Below are 21805 nucleotides of genomic sequence, written 5' to 3'. Positions count from 1 at the left end.
TTGCATCTGGCGATGCAATCCGACCTCTCCCCGCAAGCGGGGCGAGGTGAGGTGAGATGTCGCCTCGCCGCTCGAGCGAATGACGCGGTGACAACCTCTCATCCGGCGCGCTGTGCGCGCCACCTTCTCCCACAAGGGGAGAAGGGAAGAGCAGCCGCGGGGTAACCAAAAGGAGTGCGACGACGTACCAGACTCACATGCTGCTCTCGACTCCGTCATCCTGAGGTGCGAGCGGAGCGAGCCTCGAAGGATGGACGGCCCGGCATACGCACTATGGGACGAGAGCAATCACGCTGCTCCTCCCGCGCCGTTACAACACCACCCGCCTGCCCTCATCCGCCGCCCAGTAGCCGGCGTAATTTACCCTGGTCGTCTCATACGCCAGCGCGAGGTCCGCGAGGGGCTGCCGCCCGGTCGCGACGCATTCCATGAAATCCTGGATCTCCTGCAGGTAGCCGCGGGTCCATTCCTCCTCGAGGCAGACATATTGCCAGCCGGTTTTGCGATCGACCTTTTCGGTGATGTAGACCGAGGCGAGCTTCTCCTCGCTCGTCTGGTAGCTGGTCAGATGCGTGTTCGGGGTGATGTTGGCAAACAGTGAGCCGCCGCTCGTATAGGTCTCGATCAAATTGCGCACGCCGCCCATGATCATGTCGCCGGAGAACACCGTTGCCTTGGTGCCGTCGGAGAAGGTTGCGGTCAGCGTGCCCCAATCCTCGACATCGACAGGATTGGCCTTGATGTAGGCGCGCTCCTCGGATTTAAGGCCGGCGGTGACATTGCCGACGTCGCAGGTGACGCTGGCGACCGTGATGGTCTCGCCGCGCGCTTTGGCCTCGACCTGCTTGAGATAGAGCACCGCCGACAGGGGATGACAGCCCATCCGGATCAGCGAGCCGCCGCCGGTCATCGCCCACTCGGCGGCATGCGCCGCATGCGAGCCGGAATGGCTCTCCTCGCCCTTCATGAACAGGATCTTGTCGCCTGTCGCGCGGATGATCTCCGCGGTCTTGGTCACCGCCGGTGCGTAGATCCAGTCCTCCGCATACATGAAGAGTTGTCCGCTTCGCTCGATCGCGGCGCGGGTCACCTCCATCTCCTCCATCACCCGCTGGTACATCAGCGCTTTCGGCACATGCCTGCCGATCGGCGCCTTGTCGCCGTCGCGGCCAAAATAGCCGCTGAACGGCTTCTCGCAGATCACGTGCTTGCCGGCCTGCATTGCCTCGACGATCATCGCGGCGTGAAGGTTCGGCGGCGTGCAAATGTCGATCACGTCAAGCTCGCGGTCGGCGATCAGCTCGGCGAAGCTGCGATAGGCGTTCGGGATTGCGTGCTTGCGGGCGAACGCATTGACATGATCGCCGCGCGCCGCGACCGCCCTCACCTCGACGTCGACGCCATAGACGCGCCGGTAGGCAACCATATGCAGCTCCGACACGAAGCCGCAGCCGGCCAGCCCGATCCTGATTTTTGTCATTTTGTGTCTCCGCCCCTCAGGCGGGCGCAGAGTAGCGTGCGGCCATCACCGCGTCGAACGCATTTGCCATGACGTCCGTCGAAGGCATCATTGTCGTGAACAATTCGAACGCGTCCGCTGCTGCGTAGATCGCAAGATCGCGCCCGGTCAGAACTTTGGCGCCCTTGGCCTTGGCCGCCAACAGCAGCGGCGTCCACAGCGGCGTGTAGACGGCGTCGGCGACCCACATCGACGGATGCAACAAGCCGTCCGGCACAGGACTGTCGCGGCTCGGCAGCATGCCGACCGGCGTTGCGTTGACGACGCCGGTCGCGCCATCGACCGCGCCCTCGACGCTGGCGACACCACGAACCGCATGACGGCTGGCCAACTGACCGGCCAGCCGCGCGACCTTCGCGGCATCGGCATCGAAGATGCGGAACTCACCAACGCCGAGGATGGCGAGCGCGAAGGCGATCGCCTTGCCGACGCCGCCGGTACCGATCAGCGCGATCGGGCCGCGCGGCGCTGACGCAAGCAGCGGCGCGATTGCGCGCGCAAAGCCGGTCGCGTCGGTGTTGTGTCCGACCAGCCGCGTGCGATCGACGACGATGGTGTTGACCGCGCCGATCGCACGCGCATCGGGTGCGAGGTCGTCGAGCAGCTCGACCACCGCCTCCTTGTAGGGAAAGGTGACATTGACGCCGGCAAAGCCGAGCCGCCGGATGCCGTCGAGCATCGCGCGCAGCTCGTCGCGGCCGGCGCCGTTGACCTCGATGAGCTGGTAGTGGACGCGAACGCCGAGCGCTGCTGCGGCCGCTTCGTGCATGGCAGGCGCCGCCGAATCATCGGATAGCCAATCAGCCCCGTCAGGAAACGGTCGCGCATTGTCCCTCACGTCAGTCGCGTTCAGCTCATGCGGTCGAGCCGAGCATAGCTGTCTTCCATGCCGTGCTCCATGCCGGTCGCGAGCATCGCTGCGCGCGTTTCGGCATCCGGCAAGGTCATCCGCATCGTCATCAAGGTGCCGTCGCCGTCGGGCGCAAAGCGCGTCTCGACATGATTGTCCGGCGTCGGATCCGGCAGATGCATGCGCTCGACATGCACGATGCGGCTGAACGGTTCGAGCGCGAGATATTCGCCGGTCAAATGAAAGCCGCCGCCCTTCCCGTCGGTCCATTCGTAGCGGATCCTGCCGCCGGGCTTCGCCTCGCTGATGCAGACCGGCATGGTCCAGCCGTCGGGACCGAGCAGCCATTTCTGCAACAGCTCCGGCTCGGTATGCGCCCGATACACCGCCTCCGGCGGCGCGACGAAGCGCCTGGTCACGACGACATAGCGGTCGCCTTCGGTCTTCAGCGTCAACTTGCTCATGGGGATACCCTTCACTGCTCAGGCTTCATTGTGGCCAGCACACCGTCCAGCCGGTCGTAATTGGTTTCCAGCGCACGGCGCAGCATGCCGAGCCATTGATCGATCTCGGTAACCGCTGATGGCGCCAGCCGGCACGGTCGCTTGGTGCCCTCGATCCGCCGCACGATCAGGCCGGCGCCCTCGAGCACCTTGAGATGGCGGGAGATCGCGGGCTGGGTCATGTCAAACGGCTCGACTAGCTCCATCACAGTCGCCTCGCCCAGCGCGAGGCGCGCCAGGATCGCCCGGCGGGTCGGGTCGGCGAGCGCGGAAAAGGCGGCGTCGAGGTTGGCCATGCTTTATCTCTCATCGGTTATATAATAACCTTATTATATAACCGATGCCGCATGTTCAAGCCAAATCCGCTGCGGCGAACGCGCGCAGCGGATTTTTCGGCCGTCCCCCAAAGTTGGATTGGCGCGCCGCTGGCGGCGCGCAGCTAGACGTCGAAGAACACGGTCTCGTTGTCGCCCTGCAGATGGATGTCGAAGGTGTAGACGCTGCCCGCGCCGGCCTTGCGCCTGGCTATCAGCGTCGCGCGGCGCTCCGCCGGCACCAGCGCGAGCGTAGAATCAGCGGCGTTGCTGGCCTCGTCGTCGAAATAGATCCTTGTGTAGAGATGCAGCAGCATGCCGCGCGCGAACACCGCGAGCCCGATATGCGGCGCCTGCGGCTTGCCGTCGGCATCCGGCACCAAGCCCGGCTTGATGGTGTCGAAGGCGTAGCCACCACTCTTGTCGGTGCCGCAGCGGCCAAAGCCCTTGAAGCTCGAATTGGGCAGCGCGCGCGCATCCTGCGGATCGGAGAAGCGGCCCTGGCTATCGGCCTGCCAGATCTCCAGCATGCAGTCCGGGATCACGGCGCCGTCGCCGTCATAGACCTTGCCCTCGACGCGGATGCGCTCACCCGAGACGTCAGGCGTCAGAAGGTTGTTGGTAAAAGCGTCGTTCCATTCATATTCGCCGTTCGGCGTCAGGCCGTACTTGAAATAGGGGCCGACGGTCTGCGAAGGCGTGATTCCATCAGGACGCGGGTTCGACACGTTACTTGGTCTCCATCGGCGTGGCACTCTGCCCGCGCAGCACGATATCGAAGCGGTAGCACAGCGCCCATTCCGGCTTGGTGTTCTCGAGATCGAACGACGAGATCATCCGCGCCCGCGCCTTCTCGTCCGTCACCGAGTTGAAGATCGGATCGAACGGGAACAGCGGATCGCCCGGGAAGTACATCTGGGTCACCAGCCGCGAGACGAACGAGTGGCCGAACACCGAGAAGTGGATATGCGCGGGCCGCCACGCGTTGTGGTGATTGCCCCAGGGATAGGCGCCGGGCTTGATGGTGATGAACTTGTAATAGCCCTTGGCATCGGATTGCGTCCGGCCGGCGCCGGTGAAGTTGGGATCGAGCGGCGCCGGATGCTGGTCGACGACATGGATGTAGCGGCCGCAGGCATTGGCCTGCCACAGCTCGACCAGGGTGTTGGGCACGCCGCGGCCGTCCTCGTCGAGCACATGGCCGTGCACAATGATGCGCTCGCCGAGCGGCTCGCCTTTCGCCTGGATGGTGAGGTCGTTGTCGTGCGCGCGCACGGTCTCATGACCATAGACCGGGCCGGTCAGCTCCGAGAGCGTATGTCGCATCGGGACCAGCGGCTTTGAGGGTACGCGCTTGATCGCGCTGCGGTACGCAGGCGACAGGCGCGCGGGATGGACGCTGTTCGAAGCGACCGGGTAGATCAACGTCATGCGCTTTCTCCAGACCGGATTGCCGCCCGCGCCGGATATCAGGCCGGCGCCTTGAAATCGTAGGAGATGCGCCCGGCCGGCAGAAAGAACAGCGCGATGACCGCGCCACCCCTGACCTCCGGATAGTGCCGGCTGCCGGGATCCGGCGCGGTCCAGCCCGGCCCCTGCCAGCCCTGCAGCCCCTTCAACTGCGCGCCCTTGTCGAGGGGAACGACGAGGTTGAGCTCGCCATAGGGGTGACCATGATATTGCCCGCGCAGCACGTCGTGATCGTCCTCGTCCTTGATGCGGCGCGGATCGGTGCTGTTCATGTAGACCGCGGTGATGCTGAACTGGAACGTCTCGGGGACCGGCTCGAGGATGCGGCTGCGCCGATAGTTCGGACCTTCCACCTCCTGGTTCGCCGCCCAGCCCTCCTCGACTCCCATTTTGATGAGGCGGGCGAGATCCTGGTACAGCGCGCTGTCCTCTCCATAGGTCTCGTTGAGCCATCGCTCCATCGCCGCGCTCGGCGTCATGTCCTTGACCTCGCGCAGAAACGGAATGCTGCGTTCGATAAGCTGTTCCCGGCTTCCCATGACTCTCTCCTGTCTAATCCTCGAAACCCTTGAAGGAGGCGAATGCCTCCAGTTCCGCGCGCGGCATCAGCCGCGTGCGCGACCGCTCCCTGGGGTGGCCCATCGAGATCCCGCAGGCCACCATCTGCTCGGCGGGCATCGACAGCAGCGGACGCAAGATCCGATGGAATCTGGCGAAGGTCTCCTGCGGACAGGATTGCAGCCCGCGTCCGACCGCCGCCAGCATCACGTTCTGGATGAACATGCCGAGATCGAGCCAGCTTCCCATCGCGAGACGCCGATCGATGGTGACGATCAACCCAACCGGCGCGCCGAAGAACATGAAGTTCTTTGCGGTCTGCCGGCTCCTCGCCGCAGCGTCGCTTTGCGCGATCCCGAGCGAGTCATAGAACAATCGCCCGAACTCCTGACGACGGCCGAGATACGGCTCGGGGAAAGCGCTGGCGTAGTATTGATATTCGGAGACGTGCTCGTTCGGCTCGTTCTCATACGCATCCAGCAGCGCAGCCGACACCTCGGTCTTGGCGGCGCCGGCGAGCACGTAGACGTGCCAGGGCTGGATGTTCGCGCCGCTCGGCGCGAACCGCGCCACGCGCAGGATCTGCTCGATGGTCGATCGGGAGACCGGACTGCCGGAGAACTCGCGGCACGACAGCCGGCCGGCGATCACCTCGTCGATTGGATTGCGTGCGGCTCCGCACGCCACATCCCGGTCGATCACGACTTCTTCACGAGCGAGCATCCGCCGTCCTCCATCGGTCTGAAGGCCTCTTCACCCGGGATGGTGGCCAGCAGCTGGTAGTAGTCGAACTGGTATTTCGACTCTGCCGGCGACTTGACGCGGAACAGATACATGTCGCGGACCAGCCGGCCGTCGGGACGGATCCTGCCGTTGCGGGTCATGAAATCGTTGACCGGCAATTCGCGCATCTTGGCCGCGACCGTCGGCCCATCAAGCGTGCCGGCGGCTTCGACCGCCTTGAGGTAGTGCATGACAGCACCATAGGTGCCGGCGTGGATCATGGTGGGCACTTTCTTCGTCTTCTCGATGAAGCGCTTCGACCATGCCCGCGTCTCGTCGTTGAGGTCCCAGTAGAACGCCGAGCTCAGCATCAGGCCTTGCGCACTCTGCAGCCCAAGGCTGTGAATGTCGGCGATGAAGACGATCAGGCCGGCAAGCTTCTGCCCGCGCGTCACCCCGAACTCGCCGGCCTGCTTCACGGCGTTGATGAAGTCGCCGCCGGCGTCGGCGAGCGCGATCACGTCGGCCCTGGAGGCCTGCGCCTGCAGCAGGAAGGACGAGAAATCGGGCGTGTTGATCGGGTGTTTCACGGCGCCGACCACCTTGCCGCCGGTCGTGTCGATCACCTTGCGGCTGTCGGCCTCGAGCTGCGCACCGAGCGAATAGTCGGCCGAAAGAAAGAACCAGGACTTGGCGCCGAGGCGCGAAATCGCCTTCGTAGCCCCCTGCGACAGCGCGTAGGTATCGTAAGTCCAGTGGATGCCGGTCGGCGAGCACTCGTCGCCGGTCAGCCGGGACGTTGCCGCGCCGGTGGCGAGAAACAGCTTCTTCTTGTCGCGCGTGATGCCCTGCACCGCCAGTGCGACCGCGGAATTCGGGACGTCGAGGATGGCTTCGACGTTGTCGTTCTCCAGCCAGCGCCGGGCAATCGCCGAGCCGATATCCGCCTTGTTCTGATGATCGCCGGCAACGATCTCGATCGGGCGGCCGAGCACCTTGCCCTTGAAATCGTCCACCGCCATTTGCGCCGCGACCACCGAGCCCTGGCCGCCATTGTCAGCGTACAGCGACGACATGTCGGTCAGCACGCCGAGCCTGACCGGCCCGTTCTGTGCAATCGCCGACGTCGCCGTCGCCACCAGCATCAACGCCAGTCCGATTGATTTACGCGCGCCACTTCGGGCCAACATCACCCAGGCCTTCATCGCTTTTCTCCTCCCAACCCGGCGCCGGCAATCTTGGCCAGAACGCCGCGTTGCGGAAGTGAAAGTCTTGCAGAGTGATCCTGAACCGGCTTCAGATGGCAGGTGGTGACGACACGGCTATACGCTCGTGGAGAATCCGCTCGGTTGCATCCGCCAGACGCCTGGCCTTAACTGCCGTCGATCGCGGAATTTTGCCGAGGCGAGCGATCTGCCATAGACGGGGACTCTCAACGTGTCCGTTTCCTTCAAGACCCTGGATCTGAATCTGCTCAAGGTATTCGACGCCGTCATGGAGGAGCGCAGCGTGCTGCGGGCCAGCCAGAAGGTCGCGCTGAGCCAGTCCGCTGTCAGCCACTCTCTGGCGCGGCTGCGCGAGATGCTGGATGACGACCTGTTCGTGCGCACGGCCACCGGCATGCAGCCGACCGCGCGCGCGTTGACGATGGCGCCGCAGGTTCGCCAGGCGCTGCGATCGCTGGAGGCCGCGGTCGAGCTGCCGACCTTCGCTCCAGCAGCCTCCACCAAGCCGTTCACGCTGGCCGCCAACGACTTCACGACGATGGTGCTGGCGCCGCCGCTCCTGAAGATCCTGGGCCGGGAAGCTCCTGCGATCGACCTCACCATCAAGCCGGTGACGCGGATCGATCTTGCCGAGCAGATCGACCTCGGCCGCATCGACGTCGCGATCGGCGTGTTCTCGTCGCCGCCGAGCCGTTTCCGCACGGCGCTGCTGTTCGAATATAATGATGTGCTGATCGTCGGCAAAAGGCGCAAGCTTGGCCGGCTCGACAAGGCAAAGCTCGCGACCTTGCCGTTAGTCGTGGTGTCCTTTGGCGGCGAGCAGGAAGGCGCGATTGGCGGCTTCATCTCCGAGCGTGGACTCGCCAGGCGTTCGGAGATGTACGATCGCCCCGCGCTCGAACGGGCGCTGTCCGACAGCGACCGGCCGCCGCGGATCGCGGTCTCGCTGCCGCACTTCCTTGCCCTGCCCGCACTGCTGATCGATTCCGAGTTGGCTGCGATCGTCCCGCGGCCGCTGGCGCGTGCACTCGAGCAGGCACATGCGATCACGACCTATGAACTGCCTTACACCACGACGCCCGTGGAGGTTCGGCTGCTCTGGCACGAACGCGTCGAGGACGAGCCTTCGCACGAATGGCTTCACGAGGTGCTCCGGCGCGCCACCGAAGAGCTGCGGCGCGGCGGCTAGCGGCCGGGCTAGACGTCGAAGAACACCGTCTCGTTGTCGCCCTGCAGATGGACGTCGAAGGTGTAGACGCTGCCCGCGCCGGCCTTGCGCCTGGCTATCAGCGTCGCGCGGCGCTCCGCCGGCACCAGCGCGAGCGTAGAATCAGCGGCGTTGCTGGCCTCGTCGTCGAAATAGATCCTTGTGTAGAGATGCAGCAGCATGCCGCGCGCGAACACCGCGAGCCCGATATGCGGCGCCTGCGGCTTGCCGTCGGCATCCGGCACCACGCCCGGCTTGATGGTGTCGAAGGCGTAGCCACCGTTCTTGTCGGTGCCGCAGCGGCCAAAGCCCTTGAAGCTCGAATTGGGCAGCGCGCGCGCATCCTGCGGATCGGAGAAGCGGCCCTGGCTATCGGCCTGCCAGATCTCCAGCATGCAGTCCGGGATCACGGCGCCGTCGCCGTCATAGACCTTGCCCTCGACGCGGATGCGCTCACCCGAGACGTCAGGCGTCAGAAGGTTGTTGGTAAAAGCGTCGTTCCATTCATATTCGCCGTTCGGCGTCAGGCCGTACTTGAAATAGGGGCCGACGGTCTGCGAAGGCGTGATTCCATCAGGACGCGGGTTCGACACGTTACTTGGTCTCCATCGGCGTGGCACTCTGCCCGCGCAGCACGATATCGAAGCGGTAGCACAGCGCCCATTCCGGCTTGGTGTTCTCGAGATCGAACGACGAGATCATCCGCGCCCGCGCCTTCTCGTCCGTCACCGAGTTGAAGATCGGATCGAACGGGAACAGCGGATCGCCCGGGAAGTACATCTGGGTCACCAGCCGCGAGACGAACGAGTGGCCGAACACCGAGAAGTGGATATGCGCGGGCCGCCAGGCGTTATGGTGATTGCCCCAGGGATAGGCGCCGGGCTTGATGGTGATGAACTTGTAATAGCCCTTGGCATCGCTCTGGGTGCGGCCGGCGCCGGTGAAGTTGGGATCGAGCGGCGCCGGGTGCTGATCGACGACATGAATGTAGCGGCCGCAGGCATTGGCCTGCCACAGCTCGACCAGGGTGTTGGGCACGCCGCGGCCGTCCTCGTCGAGCACATAGCCGTGCACGATGATGCGCTCGCCGAGCGGCTCGCCTTTCGCCTGGATGGTGAGGTCGTTGTCGTGCGCGCGCACGGTCTCATGACCATAGACCGGCCCGGTCAGCTCCGAGAGCGTGTGCCGCAGCGGGATCAGCGGCTTCTGCGGCGAACGCTTCACGGTGGAACGATAGTCCGGCGACAGCCGCGCCGGATGGGCCGCAAGCGATTGCAGCGGGTACAACAAGGTCATGGCGAATTCCTCCGCGGCCCACGCGCCCGGTGAGCTCACGTCAGATCATTATAATGCATAACCAATTTGGGGAAGGGCTGTTTTCAGCCCCTCCAAACCATTGGCTTAATTAAGTTTTTCGATCGCGACCGCAACGCCCTGACCTACTCCGACGCACATAGTTGCCAAGGCAAGCTTCCCGCCCCGCTTCTCCATGCCGTGCACGGCGGTCAAGACCAGCCGCGCGCCGCTCATGCCGAGCGGGTGGCCGAGCGCGATCGCACCGCCATGCGGATTGACGAAATCGGCGTCTTCCTTGACGCCGAGCTGGCGCAGGCAGGCGATACCCTGCGAGGCGAAGGCCTCGTTGAGCTCGATCAGGTCGAAGTCCGACACCTTGATGCCGAGGCGTTCGACCAACTTCTTCGTTGCCGGCACCGGACCGATGCCCATGATGCGCGGCGGCACCGCGGCCGAGGCAAGGCCGAGGATTTTTGCGCGCGGCGTCAGGCCGTGCTTCTTCACCGCGGCTTCGGAAGCGAGGATCATCGCGGCGGCGCCGTCATTGACGCCGGACGCGTTGCCCGCGGTCACTGTGCCCGGATTGCGCACGATCGGCTTCAGCTTGGCGAGACCTTCGAGCGTGGTCTCCGGACGCGGATGCTCGTCCTTGTCGACGGTGATCGGGCCGGCCTTGCCGCCGGGCACTTGGATCGGAACGATCTCCTCGGCGAAATAGCCCGACGCAATCGCCGCGCCCGCACGCTGCTGCGAGCGGATCGCCATCGCATCCTGATCGGCGCGCGACACCTGGAATTCCTCAGCGACGTTCTCGCCGGTCTCTGGCATCGCATCGACGCCGTACTGCGCCTTCATCAGCGGATTGATGAAGCGCCAGCCGATTGTGGTGTCGTAGATCTCGGACGAACGCGAGAAGGCTTCCGCGGCCTTGCCCATCACGAACGGCGCGCGCGTCATCGATTCGACGCCGCCCGCGATCGCGAAATCGATCTCGCCGGCGCGGATGGCGCGGCCCGCGGCGCCGACTGCATCGAGGCCGGAAGCGCAGAGCCGGTTCAGGGTCTGGCCGGGAACCGACTCCGGCATGCCGGCGAGCAACAGCGCCATGCGCGCAACGTTGCGGTTGTCCTCGCCGGCCTGGTTGGCGCAGCCGAAATACACCTCGTCGACCTCGTTCCAATTGAGCGTCGGGTGCTTGGCCATCAGCGCCTTGATCGGGGCCGCGGCGAGATCGTCGGCGCGCACCTTGGCGAGCGAGCCGCCGAAACGGCCGATCGGGGTCCGGACGGCATCGCAAATGAACACATCACGCATTGAATCTCTCCCTGAATGCCGCGACTTAGCGCTGGATCGGCTGGAACTTGAGATCGGTTTTAGGAGCGTGCCCGCGGCAGGTCAATTGATGCGGCTGCGCGCCCCGCACGCATTGCCGTGAGGGCTGACATAATTGGCACCGTGGACAGGGTGGAAAACCCCGACCTCGCGGATAGGACCGCGCGACGAAATTTTGTAGTTTCCGCCCCCTCATGACAGTCCAGCAGCCCATCCCCGTTCCGCCCGAGCCCGCTCCTGCCGCCGAGGCGCCGTCGCGCGTCACGCCGATGATGGAACAGTATCTGGAAATCAAGGCCGCCCATCCCGGCCTGCTGCTGTTCTACCGGATGGGCGACTTCTACGAACTGTTCTTCGAGGATGCGGAGATCGCCTCCCGGACGCTCGGCATCGTGCTGACCAAGCGCGGCAAGCATCAGGGCATGGACATCCCGATGTGCGGCGTTCCGGTCGAACGCTCCGAGGATTACCTGCATCGCCTGATCGGCGCCGGCCATCGTGTCGCGGTGTGCGAGCAGACGGAAAATCCCGCGGAGGCCAAAGCCCGCGGCAACAAGAGCGTGGTCCGCCGCGGCGTGGTGCGGCTGGTGACGCCGGGCACGCTGACCGAAGACACCCTGCTCGACGCCCGCACCAACAATTACTTGATCGCGATCGCGCGCGCCCGCGGCTCGGCCGGTGCGGATCGTCTTGGCCTTGCCTGGATCGACATTTCGACCTCCGAATTCATGGTGACGGAGTGTGCGACCGCGGAGCTCGCGGCGACGCTGGCGCGCATCAATCCGAACGAGGCCATCGTCACCGATGCGCTCTACAGCGACAGCGAGCTGGCGCCGACCTTGCGCGAACTGCCGTCGGTGACGCCGCTGACCCGCGACGTGTTCGACAGTGCCACCGCCGAGCGGCGACTCTGCGACTATTTCGCGGTCGCGACCATGGACGGCCTGTCGGCGATGTCGCGACTGGAGGCGACCGCCGCGGCCGCGGCCGTCACCTATATCGACCGCACCCAGGTCGGCAAGCGTCCGCCGCTGTCGCCGCCGGCGCGCGAGGCCGCCGGCACCACGATGGCGATCGATCCGGCGACCCGCGCCAATCTCGAACTGACGCGCACGCTCGCCGGCGAGCGCCGCGGCTCGCTGCTCGATGCGATCGACTGCACCGTCACCGCGGCGGGCTCGCGCCTCCTGGCGCAGCGCCTTGCCGCGCCGCTCACCGACGTCGCCGTGATCGCGCGGCGGCTCGATGCCGTCTCGGCCTTCGTCGCGGATTCCGCGGCGCGCGAGGACGTCAGGACCGTGCTGCGCGCGGCGCCCGACATGTCGCGCGCGCTGGCGCGGCTCTCGGTCGGCCGCGGCGGCCCGCGCGACCTCGCCAGCCTGCGCGACGGCATCCTCGCCGCCGACCAGGCGCTGGAGCTGCTGGCGCAGCTTTCCAATCCGCCGGCCGAGGTTTCGACCGTGATGGCGGCGCTACAGCGTCCCTCGCGCGATCTGGCGCAGGAATTCTCCCGCGCACTCGACGAGCAGCTTCCGCTGATCAAGCGCGATGGCGGTTTCGTCCGCGAGGGCTATGAGGCCGCGCTCGACGAGAGCCGCAATTTGCGCGATGCCTCCCGCCTCGTCGTCGCCGCGATGCAGGCGCGCTATGCCGAGGACACCGGCATCAAGACGCTGAAGATCCGGCACAACAACGTGCTCGGCTATTTCGTCGAGGTCACCGCGCAGCACGGCGACAAGCTGTTCGCGCCGCCACTGAATGCAACCTTCATTCATCGCCAGACGCTGGCGGGGCAGGTCCGCTTCACCACCGCAGAGCTCGGCGAGACCGAGGCCAAGATCGCCAATGCCGGCGAGCGCGCGCTCAATCTCGAGCTCGAGATCTTTGAACGCCTGAGCGCGATGGCGCTCGCGGCGAGCGATGATCTGCGCAATGCCGCGCATGCCTTTGCGATGCTCGACGTCGCGACGTCATTGGCCAAGCTTGCGATCGACGACAATTACGTGCGGCCCGATGTCGACGGCTCGCTCGGCTTTGCGATCGAGGGCGGACGGCATCCGGTGGTCGAGCAGGCACTGAAGCGCGACGGCCAGCCGTTTATCGCCAATGCCTGCGACCTGTCGCCGGCGCCGGGCCAGAAATCCGGTCAGCTCTGGCTGATCACCGGTCCGAACATGGCCGGCAAGTCGACCTTCCTGCGCCAGAATGCGCTGATCGCGCTCTTGGCACAGATCGGCTCTTACGTGCCGGCGTCGCGGGCGCGGCTCGGCATCGTCGACCGGCTGTTCTCGCGCGTCGGCGCCGCCGACGACCTGGCGCGCGGACGCTCGACCTTCATGGTCGAGATGGTCGAGACCGCGGTGATCCTGAACCAGGCCAGCGAACGGTCGCTGGTGATCCTCGACGAGATCGGCCGCGGCACGGCAACGTTCGACGGGCTGTCGATAGCCTGGGCCGCGATCGAGCATCTGCATGAGAGCAACCGCTGCCGCACGCTGTTCGCGACGCATTATCACGAGCTGACCGCGCTCTCGGCGAAACTGCCGCGGATGTTCAACGCCACGGTGCGGGTCAAGGAGTGGCAGGGCGACGTCGTGTTCCTGCACGAGGTGCTGCCGGGCTCGGCCGACCGCTCCTACGGCATCCAGGTCGCAAAACTCGCCGGCCTGCCGCCGGCCGTGATCACGCGCGCCAAATCGGTGCTGGCAAAACTCGAAGCCCAGGACCGCGGCCAGACCGCGCGTGCCTTGGTCGACGATCTGCCGCTGTTCGCCGTCCCCTCCCGCGCCGCCAGTGAGGACAAACCGCCGAGCGAGGCCGATCTGCTGGTCGAGGCCGTGAAGGCGCTGCATCCCGACGAGATGTCGCCGCGCGAGGCGCTGGATGCGCTGTATGCGCTGCGGGCAAAGCTGCCGAAAGCGTAGGTGCTGTCGTCATTCCGGGATGTTCCGAAGGACCAGACCCGGAATCTCGAGATTCCGGGTTCGATGCTTCGCATCGCCCCGGAATGACGGCGTCAACGTTTTACTTTCCTCCGCCCGATCTGCCACAGCACCAGATTCCAGACGATGCAGGTGGCGAGCGCGCAGCATAGGCCGATTGGCGAGCCGAGTTGCAGCACCGCGACGTGCAGCACCGCAACCCCGAGGCCAAAGCCCATCAAGCCCCAGGCGCTGTTGGCGAGCACGGCGGCGGTTGCGGGGCCGCCGATGCGCGGATGCAGAATCAGCATCATCGAGGAGAATACGATCGGAAACAGCGCCATCACGCCGGTGACGCGCGGGCCGACCCAGCCTGACGCCGTGACCACGGTGCCGACCAGGCTTGCGACCAGCGCGGCGCGCAGCGGAATGTCGTACCAGCGCCGCGCGATCAGCGGCATTTTCGCGACATGCCGATAGGGCCTCAGCAGCGGGATGCAGATCGCAAAGGTGATGGCGTTGACGATCAGCCCGGCGACGAGCGACCACTCGAACTGGCGGATGATGGTGGCGAGCACCAGCCACACCGCGATCGCGCTGCCCGCGCTGATCCACATGCTGAAGCGCTGCGCCAGCACGGCGTAGGTCAGGCCCATATAGATCGTGGCGGCGTTGACCGGCAGGCTCGCCAGCGCCCCCTCGGCGATGAAGGCGGCGTCATGGTCGAGCGCGAGGAAGGTGTAGGACGGCCCGGCCGAGATCGGCAGGGTTGCGATCAGCGCGCCGATCACCGGTCCCGAACGCTCCGTGATGATGGACGCGCTGACCACGAATGCGGCCGCAACCGCCATGCGCAGCACGAGGATCAGGACGAAGTGGAGTTCGGGGGACATTTGTTCCGTCGTCCCGGCGAAGGCCGGGATCCATAACCACGACTGTTCGTGTGGAACGAAAGCCGTCGGACAGCGCGGCTTGAACCGATGGGACACGGCGTATGGGCCCCGGCTCCCGTGCGCAATTGCGCACTAGGCCGGGGCGACGCGCTAAACCCGCTGCATCGTGACCGAAACCTTCGGGCCGTTCTTGATGGTCTGATAGACCACGCAATAGCGCTCGGTGAGTTTCAGCAAGAGATCGAGCTTGTCCTGCGGCGCGTCGGTGCCGATCTCGAAGCGGAGGCGGATCTCGCGGAAGCCGACCGGGGTCTCCTTGTCGACGCCGAGCGTGCCGCGGAAATCGAGATCGCCCTCGGCGAAGACATTGCCGGGCTTCAGCGGCACGTCGATCGCGGTGGCGACCGATTTCAGCGTGACGCCGGCGCAGGCGACCAGCGCTTCCAGCAGCATGTCGCCGGAGCAAAGCTCGAGCCCGGAGCCGCCGGTAGCGGGGTGGAGGCCGGCGATCGCGAGCGCACGGCCAGTCTCGACCTTGCAGGCGATGCTCTCATTGTCGATCGATCCCTTGGCCTTCAGCGTGATCACGGCGGCCTGGGGGTCGGTCTTGTAGCGCTCCTTGATCGGAGCCTGCATTGCGCGGAGTTCGGCGGAGTCCATGGGTCTGCTCCCGGCTATTCTTCTTAAAGCGCGATGAGACTCAGGCTGAAATCGTCATCGCGCTTTAGATTCTTGTTTTAGCATGATCTTTTCGGAAAACCGCTTCACACTTTTCCGGATCATGCTCTAGCCGATGTAAGGCCTTAAGGAGCGGATGTCACCACCACATCGCCTCGCCGGCGCTGGATTTGTCGGTGACGTCCCGCACCGAACGGTCGAGCGAGCGGTCGAGCGCGGTCAGCACGCGGCGCTTGAAGGTGTCGAACAGCTCCGATTTGCGGTCGCGCGGCCGCGCCAGGTTGATGGTAATCTCCTCGAACAGCCGGCCCGGCCGCGGCCGCATCACCAGCACGCGGTCGGCGAGCACCACGGCCTCGTCCACGTCGTGGGTGACCAGGATCAGGGTCGGCCGCGTGTCGGCCCACAGATCGAGCAGATGATCCTGCAGATCGCGCCGCGTGAAGGCATCGAGCGCCGAGAACGGCTCGTCGAGCAGCAGCACTTCGGGCTGCGGCACCAGCGCGCGGGCTATCGCGACCCGCTGCGCCTGGCCGCCGGACAATTCGCGCGGCCAGGCCGCGGCCTTGTCGGCAAGGCCGACGCGGGCGAGCGCCGCCACGACGCGCGCGCGCCTCGCCTCGGCCGGAAGGCCGGCGAGGCCGAAGCCGATATTGTCGGCGACGCTGAGCCAGGGCAGCAGCCGTGGCTCCTGGAAGATGATCCCGATCTTGGCGTGCGGCGATGATATCACCGCATTGTCGAGCGTCACGCTGCCTGAAGAGGCGCGATCGAGGCCGGCGATGGCGCGCAGCAGCGTCGACTTGCCGCAACCCGAGCCGCCGATGATCGCGATGATCTCGCCGGGCGCAATCTCGGCCGAGAACCGCTCCAGCGCGTGGACACCGTTCGGATAGGTCTTGCCGACGTCCTTGAGAGCCAGCATCACTGCCCTCCCCGCGCGCCGAACGCGTCCTGCCAGCGCAGCAGCGGTGCGGCGGCGACCTCGATCAGCCAGTCGGTGAGCTTGCCGAGAATCGCGAAGATCACGATCGCGGCGAGGATCTGCGCCGGCTTGCCGAGCTGCTGGCCGTCGAGCAGCAGATAGCCGAGGCCTTCGGACGCGCCGATCAATTCGGCCGCGACCACGAACATCCACCCCAAACCGAGCCCGACCCGCAGCGCCACCACATAGGCCGGCAGCACGGCGGGCAACAGGATGCGGCGGATCATGGCGGGTCCGGACAGGCGGAACACGCGCCCGACCTCGACGATCTTGCGATCGACCGACAGGATTGCGCCCATCACGCCGAGATAGATCGGAAAGAACACGCCGACCGCGATCAGCGCGACCTTCGAGGTCTCGAAAATGCCGAGCCAGAGCACGAACAGCGGCACCCAGGCGAGCGAGGGGATCGCGCGCAGCGCCTGCACCGTCGGATCGAGCAGCCGCTTGGCGAAATCCCAATAGCCGGAGATCGCGCCCATGATGGTCCCGGCGACGACACCGAGCGCAAAGCCCGCGCCCACGCGCCACAGCGTCGCGAGGATATGGCGCGACAGCTCTCCGCTCTTGGCGAGCTCGACGATGGTCTCGAACACCTTTGACGGAGGCGGCACCAGGCGGCCGTTGGAATAGCCGAGAGAGACGACGAGTTCCCAGCCCAGCGCCAGCGCAATCGGCAGCACGAGCCCGAGCACCGGGCGCGCATAGCGTGACCACCGCCCAGGTGCACCGGGCGGGGCCGTCTGTTCCAGCGCGGGCAGGTCAACGGTCATGGCCATAGCAACAACTATTCTTCCAGCGGGATTGCAAGGCGGAGCGCGCCTAACTCCATCCACGTCGTCCCGGCGAAGGCCGGGACCCATAACCACAGGGCGTGGTAATCAAGCGAGCTGGGGCCACAGCCTTGTCCAACAATAGAGCCCTGTGGTTATGGGTCCCGGGTCGCGCTTCGCTTGCCCGGGACGACGAAGGTTAGTTTGACGACGGAGGTTAGTTTAACGACAGCGGTTAGTTGGTGGGCAGCGGGACCTGATCGTCGACCAAGGAATCCAGCGCGGCCTTGACGTCGGTCTTGGCGTCGATCACGCCCGCCTGCTGCAAGGCGAGGCCGGCGGCGAGGATCGATTCGCGCTGGGCACTGCCGATCCGGCTGTGGGTCAGCTCGGTGCGCTCCTTGAGCTGCTTGTCGACCACGGCGTCCGGCAGCTTGGTGACGGCGATGAAGGTCTTCTTCAGCTCGTCATAGTTGGCCAGCGAATATTTCCGCGCTTCCTCGTACGTCGCGAGCACGCGGCGGACGATATCCGGATGCGCCTTCAGGAACTCCTCGCGCACATTGAGGATGCCCCAGGTGTTGGCTTCCGCCTTGCGGTAGAACAGCTTTGCACCGTCCTCGACCTCCGCCTGCGCCATCATCGGATCGAGACCGGCCCAGGCGTCGACGTCGCCGCGGATCAACGCGGTCTTGCCGTCGGCGTGCTGCAACAGCACCGGCGTGATGTCCTTTTCGGTGAGACCGGCGCCGAGCAGCGCACGAACCAGGAAGATGTGCGGATCGGTGCCACGCGTCACCGCGACGCGCTTGCCCTTGAGGTCGGCGACGGACGCGATCCTGGAGTCCTTGGTCGTGACCAGTGCGGTCCATTCGGGACGCGAATAGACATAGATCGACTTGATCGGGTTGCCGTTGATCTTCGCGACCAGCGCCGCCGAACCCGCGGTCGAGCCGAGATCGATCGAACCGGCGTTGAGGAATTCGAGCGCCTTGTTGGAGCCGGCCGACTGCACCCAGACGATGCTGATGCCGTCCTTGGCGAATTCCTTTTCCAGGAGGCCCTTCTGCTTCAGGACCATCGACACCGGATTGTAGGTCGCCCAGTCGATCCGGATCTCCTTCAGCGCGTCGGCGGCGCGCCCCGCGCCGGGCAGCAAGGTCGAGACCGCGAGCAGCGCAGCGAACGTGCGCCGGGAAAATTTTTGCATTCGTCGACCCCCTCGATCAGTTTTATGAAACAATCTTTTATTTCAATGAGTTAGCCTTGCGGTCAACGAGAAAATCTCTACCCTTTACGGGATGGCGCGAGAACGATCTTGCTCGAAGCGCCGCCATGAGAGCATGGAGCTGCTGTCGTTATACTTTGGTCAGTGACAGCAACGGCTCCGTCCGATATCGGATGAACCTATGGACAGCGTCGTAGCCGAGGCCCGCCCTGAAGCGGATGATCGTTTCGAGACCGAGCGGATCACCGCGGCGGTGAATGCGCTTGCCGAACGGCATGCCGGCCGCGAGGACCAGTTCCGCGCCGCGATGGCGCAGCTGCTCAAGGCCGAGCTGATCGCGGCGCGCGCCACGGCGCAGGCGCTGCTGCTCAAGGACCGTCACGGCCGGCGCTGCGCCGAACGGCTCTGCTTCGTGCAGGACGAGATCATCCGCATCCTCTACGCGGCGGCGACCCGCCACCTCTATCACTCGCCGATCCCCTCGGGCGCCGAACGCATGGCCGTGGTGGCGACCGGCGGCTATGGCCGCGGGCTGATGGCGCCGGAGTCCGACATCGATCTGTTGTTCATCCTGCCCTACAAGCAGACCGCCTGGGGCGAACAGGTCGCTGAAGCGATTCTCTATTGCCTCTGGGACATGGGGCTGAAGGTCGGCCACGCCACCCGCTCGGTCGATGAATCGATCCGTCAGGCCCGCGGCGACATGACGATCCGCACCGCGATCCTCGAGACGCGCTTCCTGACCGGCGACCAGCCGCTTTATGACGAGCTGGTCGAGCGCTTCGACAAGGAGGTGGTGCAGGGCACCGCGTCGGAATTCGTCACCGCAAAGCTGGCCGAGCGCGAGGAGCGGCATCGCCGCGCCGGCCAGTCGCGCTATCTGGTCGAGCCCAACGTCAAGGACGGCAAGGGCGGCCTGCGCGACCTGCACACGCTGTTCTGGATCGCCAAATACGTCTACCGCGTGCGCGAGACCGACGAGCTGCTGGAACGCGGCGTGTTCGACTCGCAGGAATACCGCACCTTCCGCCGCTGCGCCGACTTCCTGTGGTCGGTGCGCTGCAATCTGCACTTCTTCGCCGGACGCGCCGAGGAACGGCTGTCATTCGACATGCAGCGCGAAATCGCGGTCCGCCTCGGCTACACCTCGCATCCCGGCATGCAGGACGTCGAGCGCTTCATGAAGCATTACTTCCTGATCGCGAAAGACGTCGGCGACCTCACCGCGATCCTGTGCGCCAAGCTCGAGGAAGAGCACAACAAGCCGGCGCCGGTGCTGAGCCGGATGGTGGCGCGGCTGCGGCCCGGCACCAAGCGGCGGCGGGTTAACGGCAGCGACGACTTCATCGTCGACAACAACCGCATCAATCTCGCCGCGCCGGACGTCTTCAAGCACGATCCGGTCAACCTGATCCGGATCTTCCGCCTTGCGCAGCAGAACAACCTCGCCTTCCATCCCGATGCGATGCGCACGGTGACGCGCTCGCTGAAGCTGATCAACACCCAGCTGCGCGAGAACGATGAAGCCAACCGCCTGTTCATGGAGATCCTGACCTCCGACAATGCGGAGATCGTGCTGCGGCGGATGAACGAGACCGGCGTGCTCGGCCACTTCATCCGCGCCTTCGGCAAGATCGTGTCGATGATGCAGTTCAACATGTACCACCACTACACGGTGGACGAGCATCTGCTCCGCTGCATCGGCTACCTGCAGGACATCGAACGCGGCGGCAACGAGGAGTTCACGGTCGCCAGCGACCTGTTCCGCAAGATCCGCCCCGAGCACCGCCCGGTGATCTATATCGCGACGCTGCTGCACGACATCGCCAAGGGCCGGCCGGAAGACCATTCGATCGCCGGCGCCAAGGTGGCGCGGCGGCTGTGTCCGCGGCTCGGCTTCTCGGCGGCCGACACCGAACTGGTGGCGTGGCTGATCGAGGAGCATTTGACGATGTCGACGGTGGCGCAATCGCGCGACCTGTCGGACCGCAAGACCATCGAGAATTTCGCCGCCGTGGTGCAGTCGGTCGAGCAGATGAAGCTGCTCACGATCCTGACCACCGCCGACATCCGCGGCGTCGGACCGGGCGTGTGGAACGGCTGGAAGGCGCAGCTGTTGCGCACGCTGTATTACGAGACCGAACCGGTGCTGACCGGCGGCTTCTCCGAGGTCAACCGCGCCCAGCGCATCGCGGTGGCACAAGCCGAATTCCGCCGTGCTTTCACCGAATGGCCGGAGGCGGAGCTCAACGCCTATATCGGCCGGCATTATCCGGCCTACTGGCTCAAGGTCGAGCTGGCACGCAAGATCCGCCAGGCCCGCTTCATCCGCGCCAGCGAGCAGGCCGGCCACAAGCTTGCGATCAATGTCGGCTTCGATGAGGTCCGCGCCGTCACCGAGCTGACGATCCTGGCAACCGACCATCCCTGGCTGCTGTCGATCATCGCAGGTGCCTGCGCGTCGGCCGGCGCCAACATCGTCGACGCCCAGATCTACACCACGACCGACGGCCGCGCGCTCGACACCATCTCGATCTCGCGCGAATACGACCGCGACGAGGACGAGGGCCGCCGCGCCACCAGAATTGGCGAGATGATCGAGCACGTGCTGGAAGGCAAGCTGCGGCTGCCCGAGGCGGTCGCCAAGCGCACCGTCCGCAGCAAGGCGCGGCCGTTCATCGTCGAGCCCGAGGTGACTATCAACAACCAGTGGTCCGACCGCTACACCGTGATCGAGGTCTCCGGCCTCGACCGGCCCGGCCTGCTCTACCAGCTCACCACCGCGATCTCGAAGCTCAACCTCAACATCGCCTCGGCGCATGTCGCGACCTTCGGCGAACGCGCCCGCGACGTGTTCTACGTCACCGACCTGCTCGGCGCCCAGATCACGGCACCGACCCGGCAGGCCGCGATCAAGAGCGCGCTGCTGCATCTGCTGGCGAGCGAGGACCAGGCGGCGAAGCCGGCGGCGTGAAACGCCGCACCAGAGCCTGATGAAGTCAGGCTGGATCGGTCTCGCGCCACGCTGGCTGCACCTCTCCCGCTTGCGGGTAGGGCAATCGCATATCGGCTCGATAGCTCCACAAACTCGTCATGCCCGGCCTTGTGCCAGGCATCCGCGTCTTGGTTTCGCGAAAAGGCGTGGGTGGCCGGGACAAGCCCGGCCATGACGGCGCGGGAACAGCGGTGCTGGAGCCATTGCGATTGCCCTGCCTTTGCTGGGGAGGCGCGTTGCCAAAATATCGAAAACAACCCCATGCAAAGTAGCCGGCAGTGGCTGGCGTTCGACCAGGCTACTTGACGCGTCGGGCAACTCAGGGATACTCTTC

General features: G+C 65.5%; 19 protein-coding genes and 1 pseudogene. 3 read left to right on the top strand and 17 right to left on the bottom strand.

Annotation, left to right across the window (positions count from 1 at the left end):
• Window positions 1–310 precede the first annotated feature (310 nt).
• The 9 genes and pseudogenes from ACVMB1_RS35450 to ACVMB1_RS35410 form a co-directional block, all read right to left on the bottom strand.
• Window positions 311–1480, bottom strand: a complete 1170-nt coding sequence (locus ACVMB1_RS35450) for a Gfo/Idh/MocA family protein (RefSeq protein WP_057015446.1) — start codon at window positions 1478–1480, stop codon at window positions 311–313.
• A 16-nt stretch (window positions 1481–1496) separates the two neighbouring features.
• Window positions 1497–2347: pseudogene (locus ACVMB1_RS35445) on the bottom strand (shikimate dehydrogenase).
• A gap of 21 nt (window positions 2348–2368) precedes the next feature.
• Window positions 2369–2833, bottom strand: a complete 465-nt coding sequence (locus ACVMB1_RS35440; protein ID WP_028344907.1) for an SRPBCC domain-containing protein — start codon at window positions 2831–2833, stop codon at window positions 2369–2371.
• A gap of 11 nt (window positions 2834–2844) precedes the next feature.
• Entirely contained in the window at window positions 2845–3168 is a 324-nt protein-coding gene (locus ACVMB1_RS35435) for an ArsR/SmtB family transcription factor (protein ID WP_057015449.1), read from the bottom strand.
• Between the two features lie 143 nt (window positions 3169–3311).
• On the bottom strand, window positions 3312–3914 hold the full coding sequence (gene pcaG, locus ACVMB1_RS35430; RefSeq protein ID WP_456849695.1) for a protocatechuate 3,4-dioxygenase subunit alpha: 603 nt from the start codon (window positions 3912–3914) through the stop codon (window positions 3312–3314).
• A 1-nt stretch (window position 3915) separates the two neighbouring features.
• Window positions 3916–4617: a protocatechuate 3,4-dioxygenase subunit beta gene (pcaH, locus tag ACVMB1_RS35425; RefSeq protein ID WP_076824666.1), complete on the bottom strand. Its 702-nt coding sequence runs from the start codon at window positions 4615–4617 to the stop codon at window positions 3916–3918.
• 38 nt (window positions 4618–4655) lie between these two features.
• A complete protein-coding gene (locus ACVMB1_RS35420; RefSeq protein ID WP_076824664.1) occupies window positions 4656–5195 on the bottom strand; it encodes a 4-hydroxylaminobenzoate lyase in 540 nt (179 codons plus the stop codon).
• Between the two features lie 13 nt (window positions 5196–5208).
• Complete coding sequence (locus ACVMB1_RS35415; protein ID WP_082653659.1) at window positions 5209–5937, bottom strand: nitroreductase; 729 nt, start codon at window positions 5935–5937, stop codon at window positions 5209–5211.
• Window positions 5913–7142 (bottom strand): ABC transporter substrate-binding protein, encoded by a 1230-nt coding sequence (locus ACVMB1_RS35410; protein ID WP_083714869.1) that lies wholly within the window; start codon window positions 7140–7142, stop codon window positions 5913–5915. The genes ACVMB1_RS35415 and ACVMB1_RS35410 overlap by 25 nt, the downstream gene beginning before the upstream one ends.
• A 232-nt stretch (window positions 7143–7374) precedes the next feature.
• Between ACVMB1_RS35410 and ACVMB1_RS35405 the strand changes: the two genes are divergently transcribed.
• Entirely contained in the window at window positions 7375–8352 is a 978-nt protein-coding gene (locus tag ACVMB1_RS35405) for a LysR family transcriptional regulator (RefSeq protein WP_076824662.1), read from the top strand.
• An 8-nt stretch (window positions 8353–8360) separates the two neighbouring features.
• Here ACVMB1_RS35405 and pcaG (ACVMB1_RS35400) read toward each other — a convergent pair whose 3' ends face one another.
• The 3 genes from pcaG (ACVMB1_RS35400) to pcaF all read right to left on the bottom strand — a co-directional run bounded on the left by pcaG (ACVMB1_RS35400) (window position 8361) and on the right by pcaF (window position 10980).
• A complete protein-coding gene (gene pcaG / locus ACVMB1_RS35400) occupies window positions 8361–8963 on the bottom strand; it encodes a protocatechuate 3,4-dioxygenase subunit alpha (protein ID WP_141340581.1) in 603 nt (200 codons plus the stop codon).
• 1 nt (window position 8964) lies between these two features.
• The gene (gene pcaH / locus ACVMB1_RS35395; RefSeq protein WP_076824658.1) at window positions 8965–9666 is read right to left on the bottom strand and encodes a protocatechuate 3,4-dioxygenase subunit beta; all 702 of its coding nucleotides are present in this window, start codon (window positions 9664–9666) and stop codon (window positions 8965–8967) included.
• A 105-nt stretch (window positions 9667–9771) separates the two neighbouring features.
• Complete coding sequence (pcaF, locus tag ACVMB1_RS35390; protein WP_028337987.1) at window positions 9772–10980, bottom strand: 3-oxoadipyl-CoA thiolase; 1209 nt, start codon at window positions 10978–10980, stop codon at window positions 9772–9774.
• 212 nt (window positions 10981–11192) lie between these two features.
• Here pcaF and mutS point away from each other — a divergent pair, with 212 nt between their 5' ends.
• Entirely contained in the window at window positions 11193–13922 is a 2730-nt protein-coding gene (gene mutS / locus ACVMB1_RS35385) for a DNA mismatch repair protein MutS (protein ID WP_076824656.1), read from the top strand.
• 92 nt (window positions 13923–14014) lie between these two features.
• Here mutS and ACVMB1_RS35380 read toward each other — a convergent pair whose 3' ends face one another.
• The 5 genes from ACVMB1_RS35380 to ACVMB1_RS35360 form a co-directional block, all read right to left on the bottom strand.
• Window positions 14015–14812: a hypothetical protein gene (locus ACVMB1_RS35380; RefSeq protein ID WP_076824654.1), complete on the bottom strand. Its 798-nt coding sequence runs from the start codon at window positions 14810–14812 to the stop codon at window positions 14015–14017.
• 150 nt (window positions 14813–14962) lie between these two features.
• Window positions 14963–15472, bottom strand: a complete 510-nt coding sequence (locus tag ACVMB1_RS35375; RefSeq protein ID WP_076824652.1) for an OsmC family protein — start codon at window positions 15470–15472, stop codon at window positions 14963–14965.
• 157 nt (window positions 15473–15629) lie between these two features.
• Window positions 15630–16415 carry an ABC transporter ATP-binding protein gene (locus tag ACVMB1_RS35370; protein ID WP_141343250.1) on the bottom strand — a complete coding sequence of 262 codons (786 nt, stop codon included), beginning with the start codon at window positions 16413–16415 and terminating at the stop codon, window positions 15630–15632.
• The gene (locus ACVMB1_RS35365) at window positions 16415–17248 is read right to left on the bottom strand and encodes an ABC transporter permease (RefSeq protein ID WP_076824755.1); all 834 of its coding nucleotides are present in this window, start codon (window positions 17246–17248) and stop codon (window positions 16415–16417) included. The genes ACVMB1_RS35370 and ACVMB1_RS35365 overlap by 1 nt, the downstream gene beginning before the upstream one ends.
• A 235-nt stretch (window positions 17249–17483) precedes the next feature.
• Window positions 17484–18458, bottom strand: a complete 975-nt coding sequence (locus ACVMB1_RS35360; protein ID WP_076824647.1) for an aliphatic sulfonate ABC transporter substrate-binding protein — start codon at window positions 18456–18458, stop codon at window positions 17484–17486.
• A 199-nt stretch (window positions 18459–18657) separates the two neighbouring features.
• Here ACVMB1_RS35360 and ACVMB1_RS35355 point away from each other — a divergent pair, with 199 nt between their 5' ends.
• Window positions 18658–21450, top strand: coding sequence for a [protein-PII] uridylyltransferase (locus tag ACVMB1_RS35355; protein ID WP_076824645.1), 2793 nt, complete (start codon window positions 18658–18660; stop codon window positions 21448–21450).
• Window positions 21451–21805: the final 355 nt, after the last annotated feature.

Source organism: Bradyrhizobium sp. USDA 4504 (genome assembly GCF_054063995.1).
This window is presented reverse-complemented; position numbering and strand designations above follow the sequence as displayed.

Coding starts and splice junctions, on each gene's coding strand:
- ACVMB1_RS35450 (WP_057015446.1), bottom strand. CDS start 1,480: ATGACAAAAATCAGGATCGGGCTGGCCGGCTGCGGCTTCGTGTCGGAG.
- ACVMB1_RS35440 (WP_028344907.1), bottom strand. CDS start 2,833: ATGAGCAAGTTGACGCTGAAGACCGAAGGCGACCGCTATGTCGTCGTG.
- ACVMB1_RS35435 (WP_057015449.1), bottom strand. CDS start 3,168: ATGGCCAACCTCGACGCCGCCTTTTCCGCGCTCGCCGACCCGACCCGC.
- pcaH (WP_076824666.1), bottom strand. CDS start 4,617: ATGACGTTGATCTACCCGGTCGCTTCGAACAGCGTCCATCCCGCGCGC.
- ACVMB1_RS35420 (WP_076824664.1), bottom strand. CDS start 5,195: ATGGGAAGCCGGGAACAGCTTATCGAACGCAGCATTCCGTTTCTGCGC.
- ACVMB1_RS35415 (WP_082653659.1), bottom strand. CDS start 5,937: ATGCTCGCTCGTGAAGAAGTCGTGATCGACCGGGATGTGGCGTGCGGA.
- ACVMB1_RS35410 (WP_083714869.1), bottom strand. CDS start 7,142: ATGAAGGCCTGGGTGATGTTGGCCCGAAGTGGCGCGCGTAAATCAATC.
- pcaH (WP_076824658.1), bottom strand. CDS start 9,666: ATGACCTTGTTGTACCCGCTGCAATCGCTTGCGGCCCATCCGGCGCGG.
- pcaF (WP_028337987.1), bottom strand. CDS start 10,980: ATGCGTGATGTGTTCATTTGCGATGCCGTCCGGACCCCGATCGGCCGT.
- mutS (WP_076824656.1), top strand. CDS start 11,193: ATGACAGTCCAGCAGCCCATCCCCGTTCCGCCCGAGCCCGCTCCTGCC.
- ACVMB1_RS35380 (WP_076824654.1), bottom strand. CDS start 14,812: ATGTCCCCCGAACTCCACTTCGTCCTGATCCTCGTGCTGCGCATGGCG.
- ACVMB1_RS35375 (WP_076824652.1), bottom strand. CDS start 15,472: ATGGACTCCGCCGAACTCCGCGCAATGCAGGCTCCGATCAAGGAGCGC.
- ACVMB1_RS35370 (WP_141343250.1), bottom strand. CDS start 16,415: ATGCTGGCTCTCAAGGACGTCGGCAAGACCTATCCGAACGGTGTCCAC.
- ACVMB1_RS35365 (WP_076824755.1), bottom strand. CDS start 17,248: ATGACCGTTGACCTGCCCGCGCTGGAACAGACGGCCCCGCCCGGTGCA.
- ACVMB1_RS35360 (WP_076824647.1), bottom strand. CDS start 18,458: ATGCAAAAATTTTCCCGGCGCACGTTCGCTGCGCTGCTCGCGGTCTCG.
- ACVMB1_RS35355 (WP_076824645.1), top strand. CDS start 18,658: ATGGACAGCGTCGTAGCCGAGGCCCGCCCTGAAGCGGATGATCGTTTC.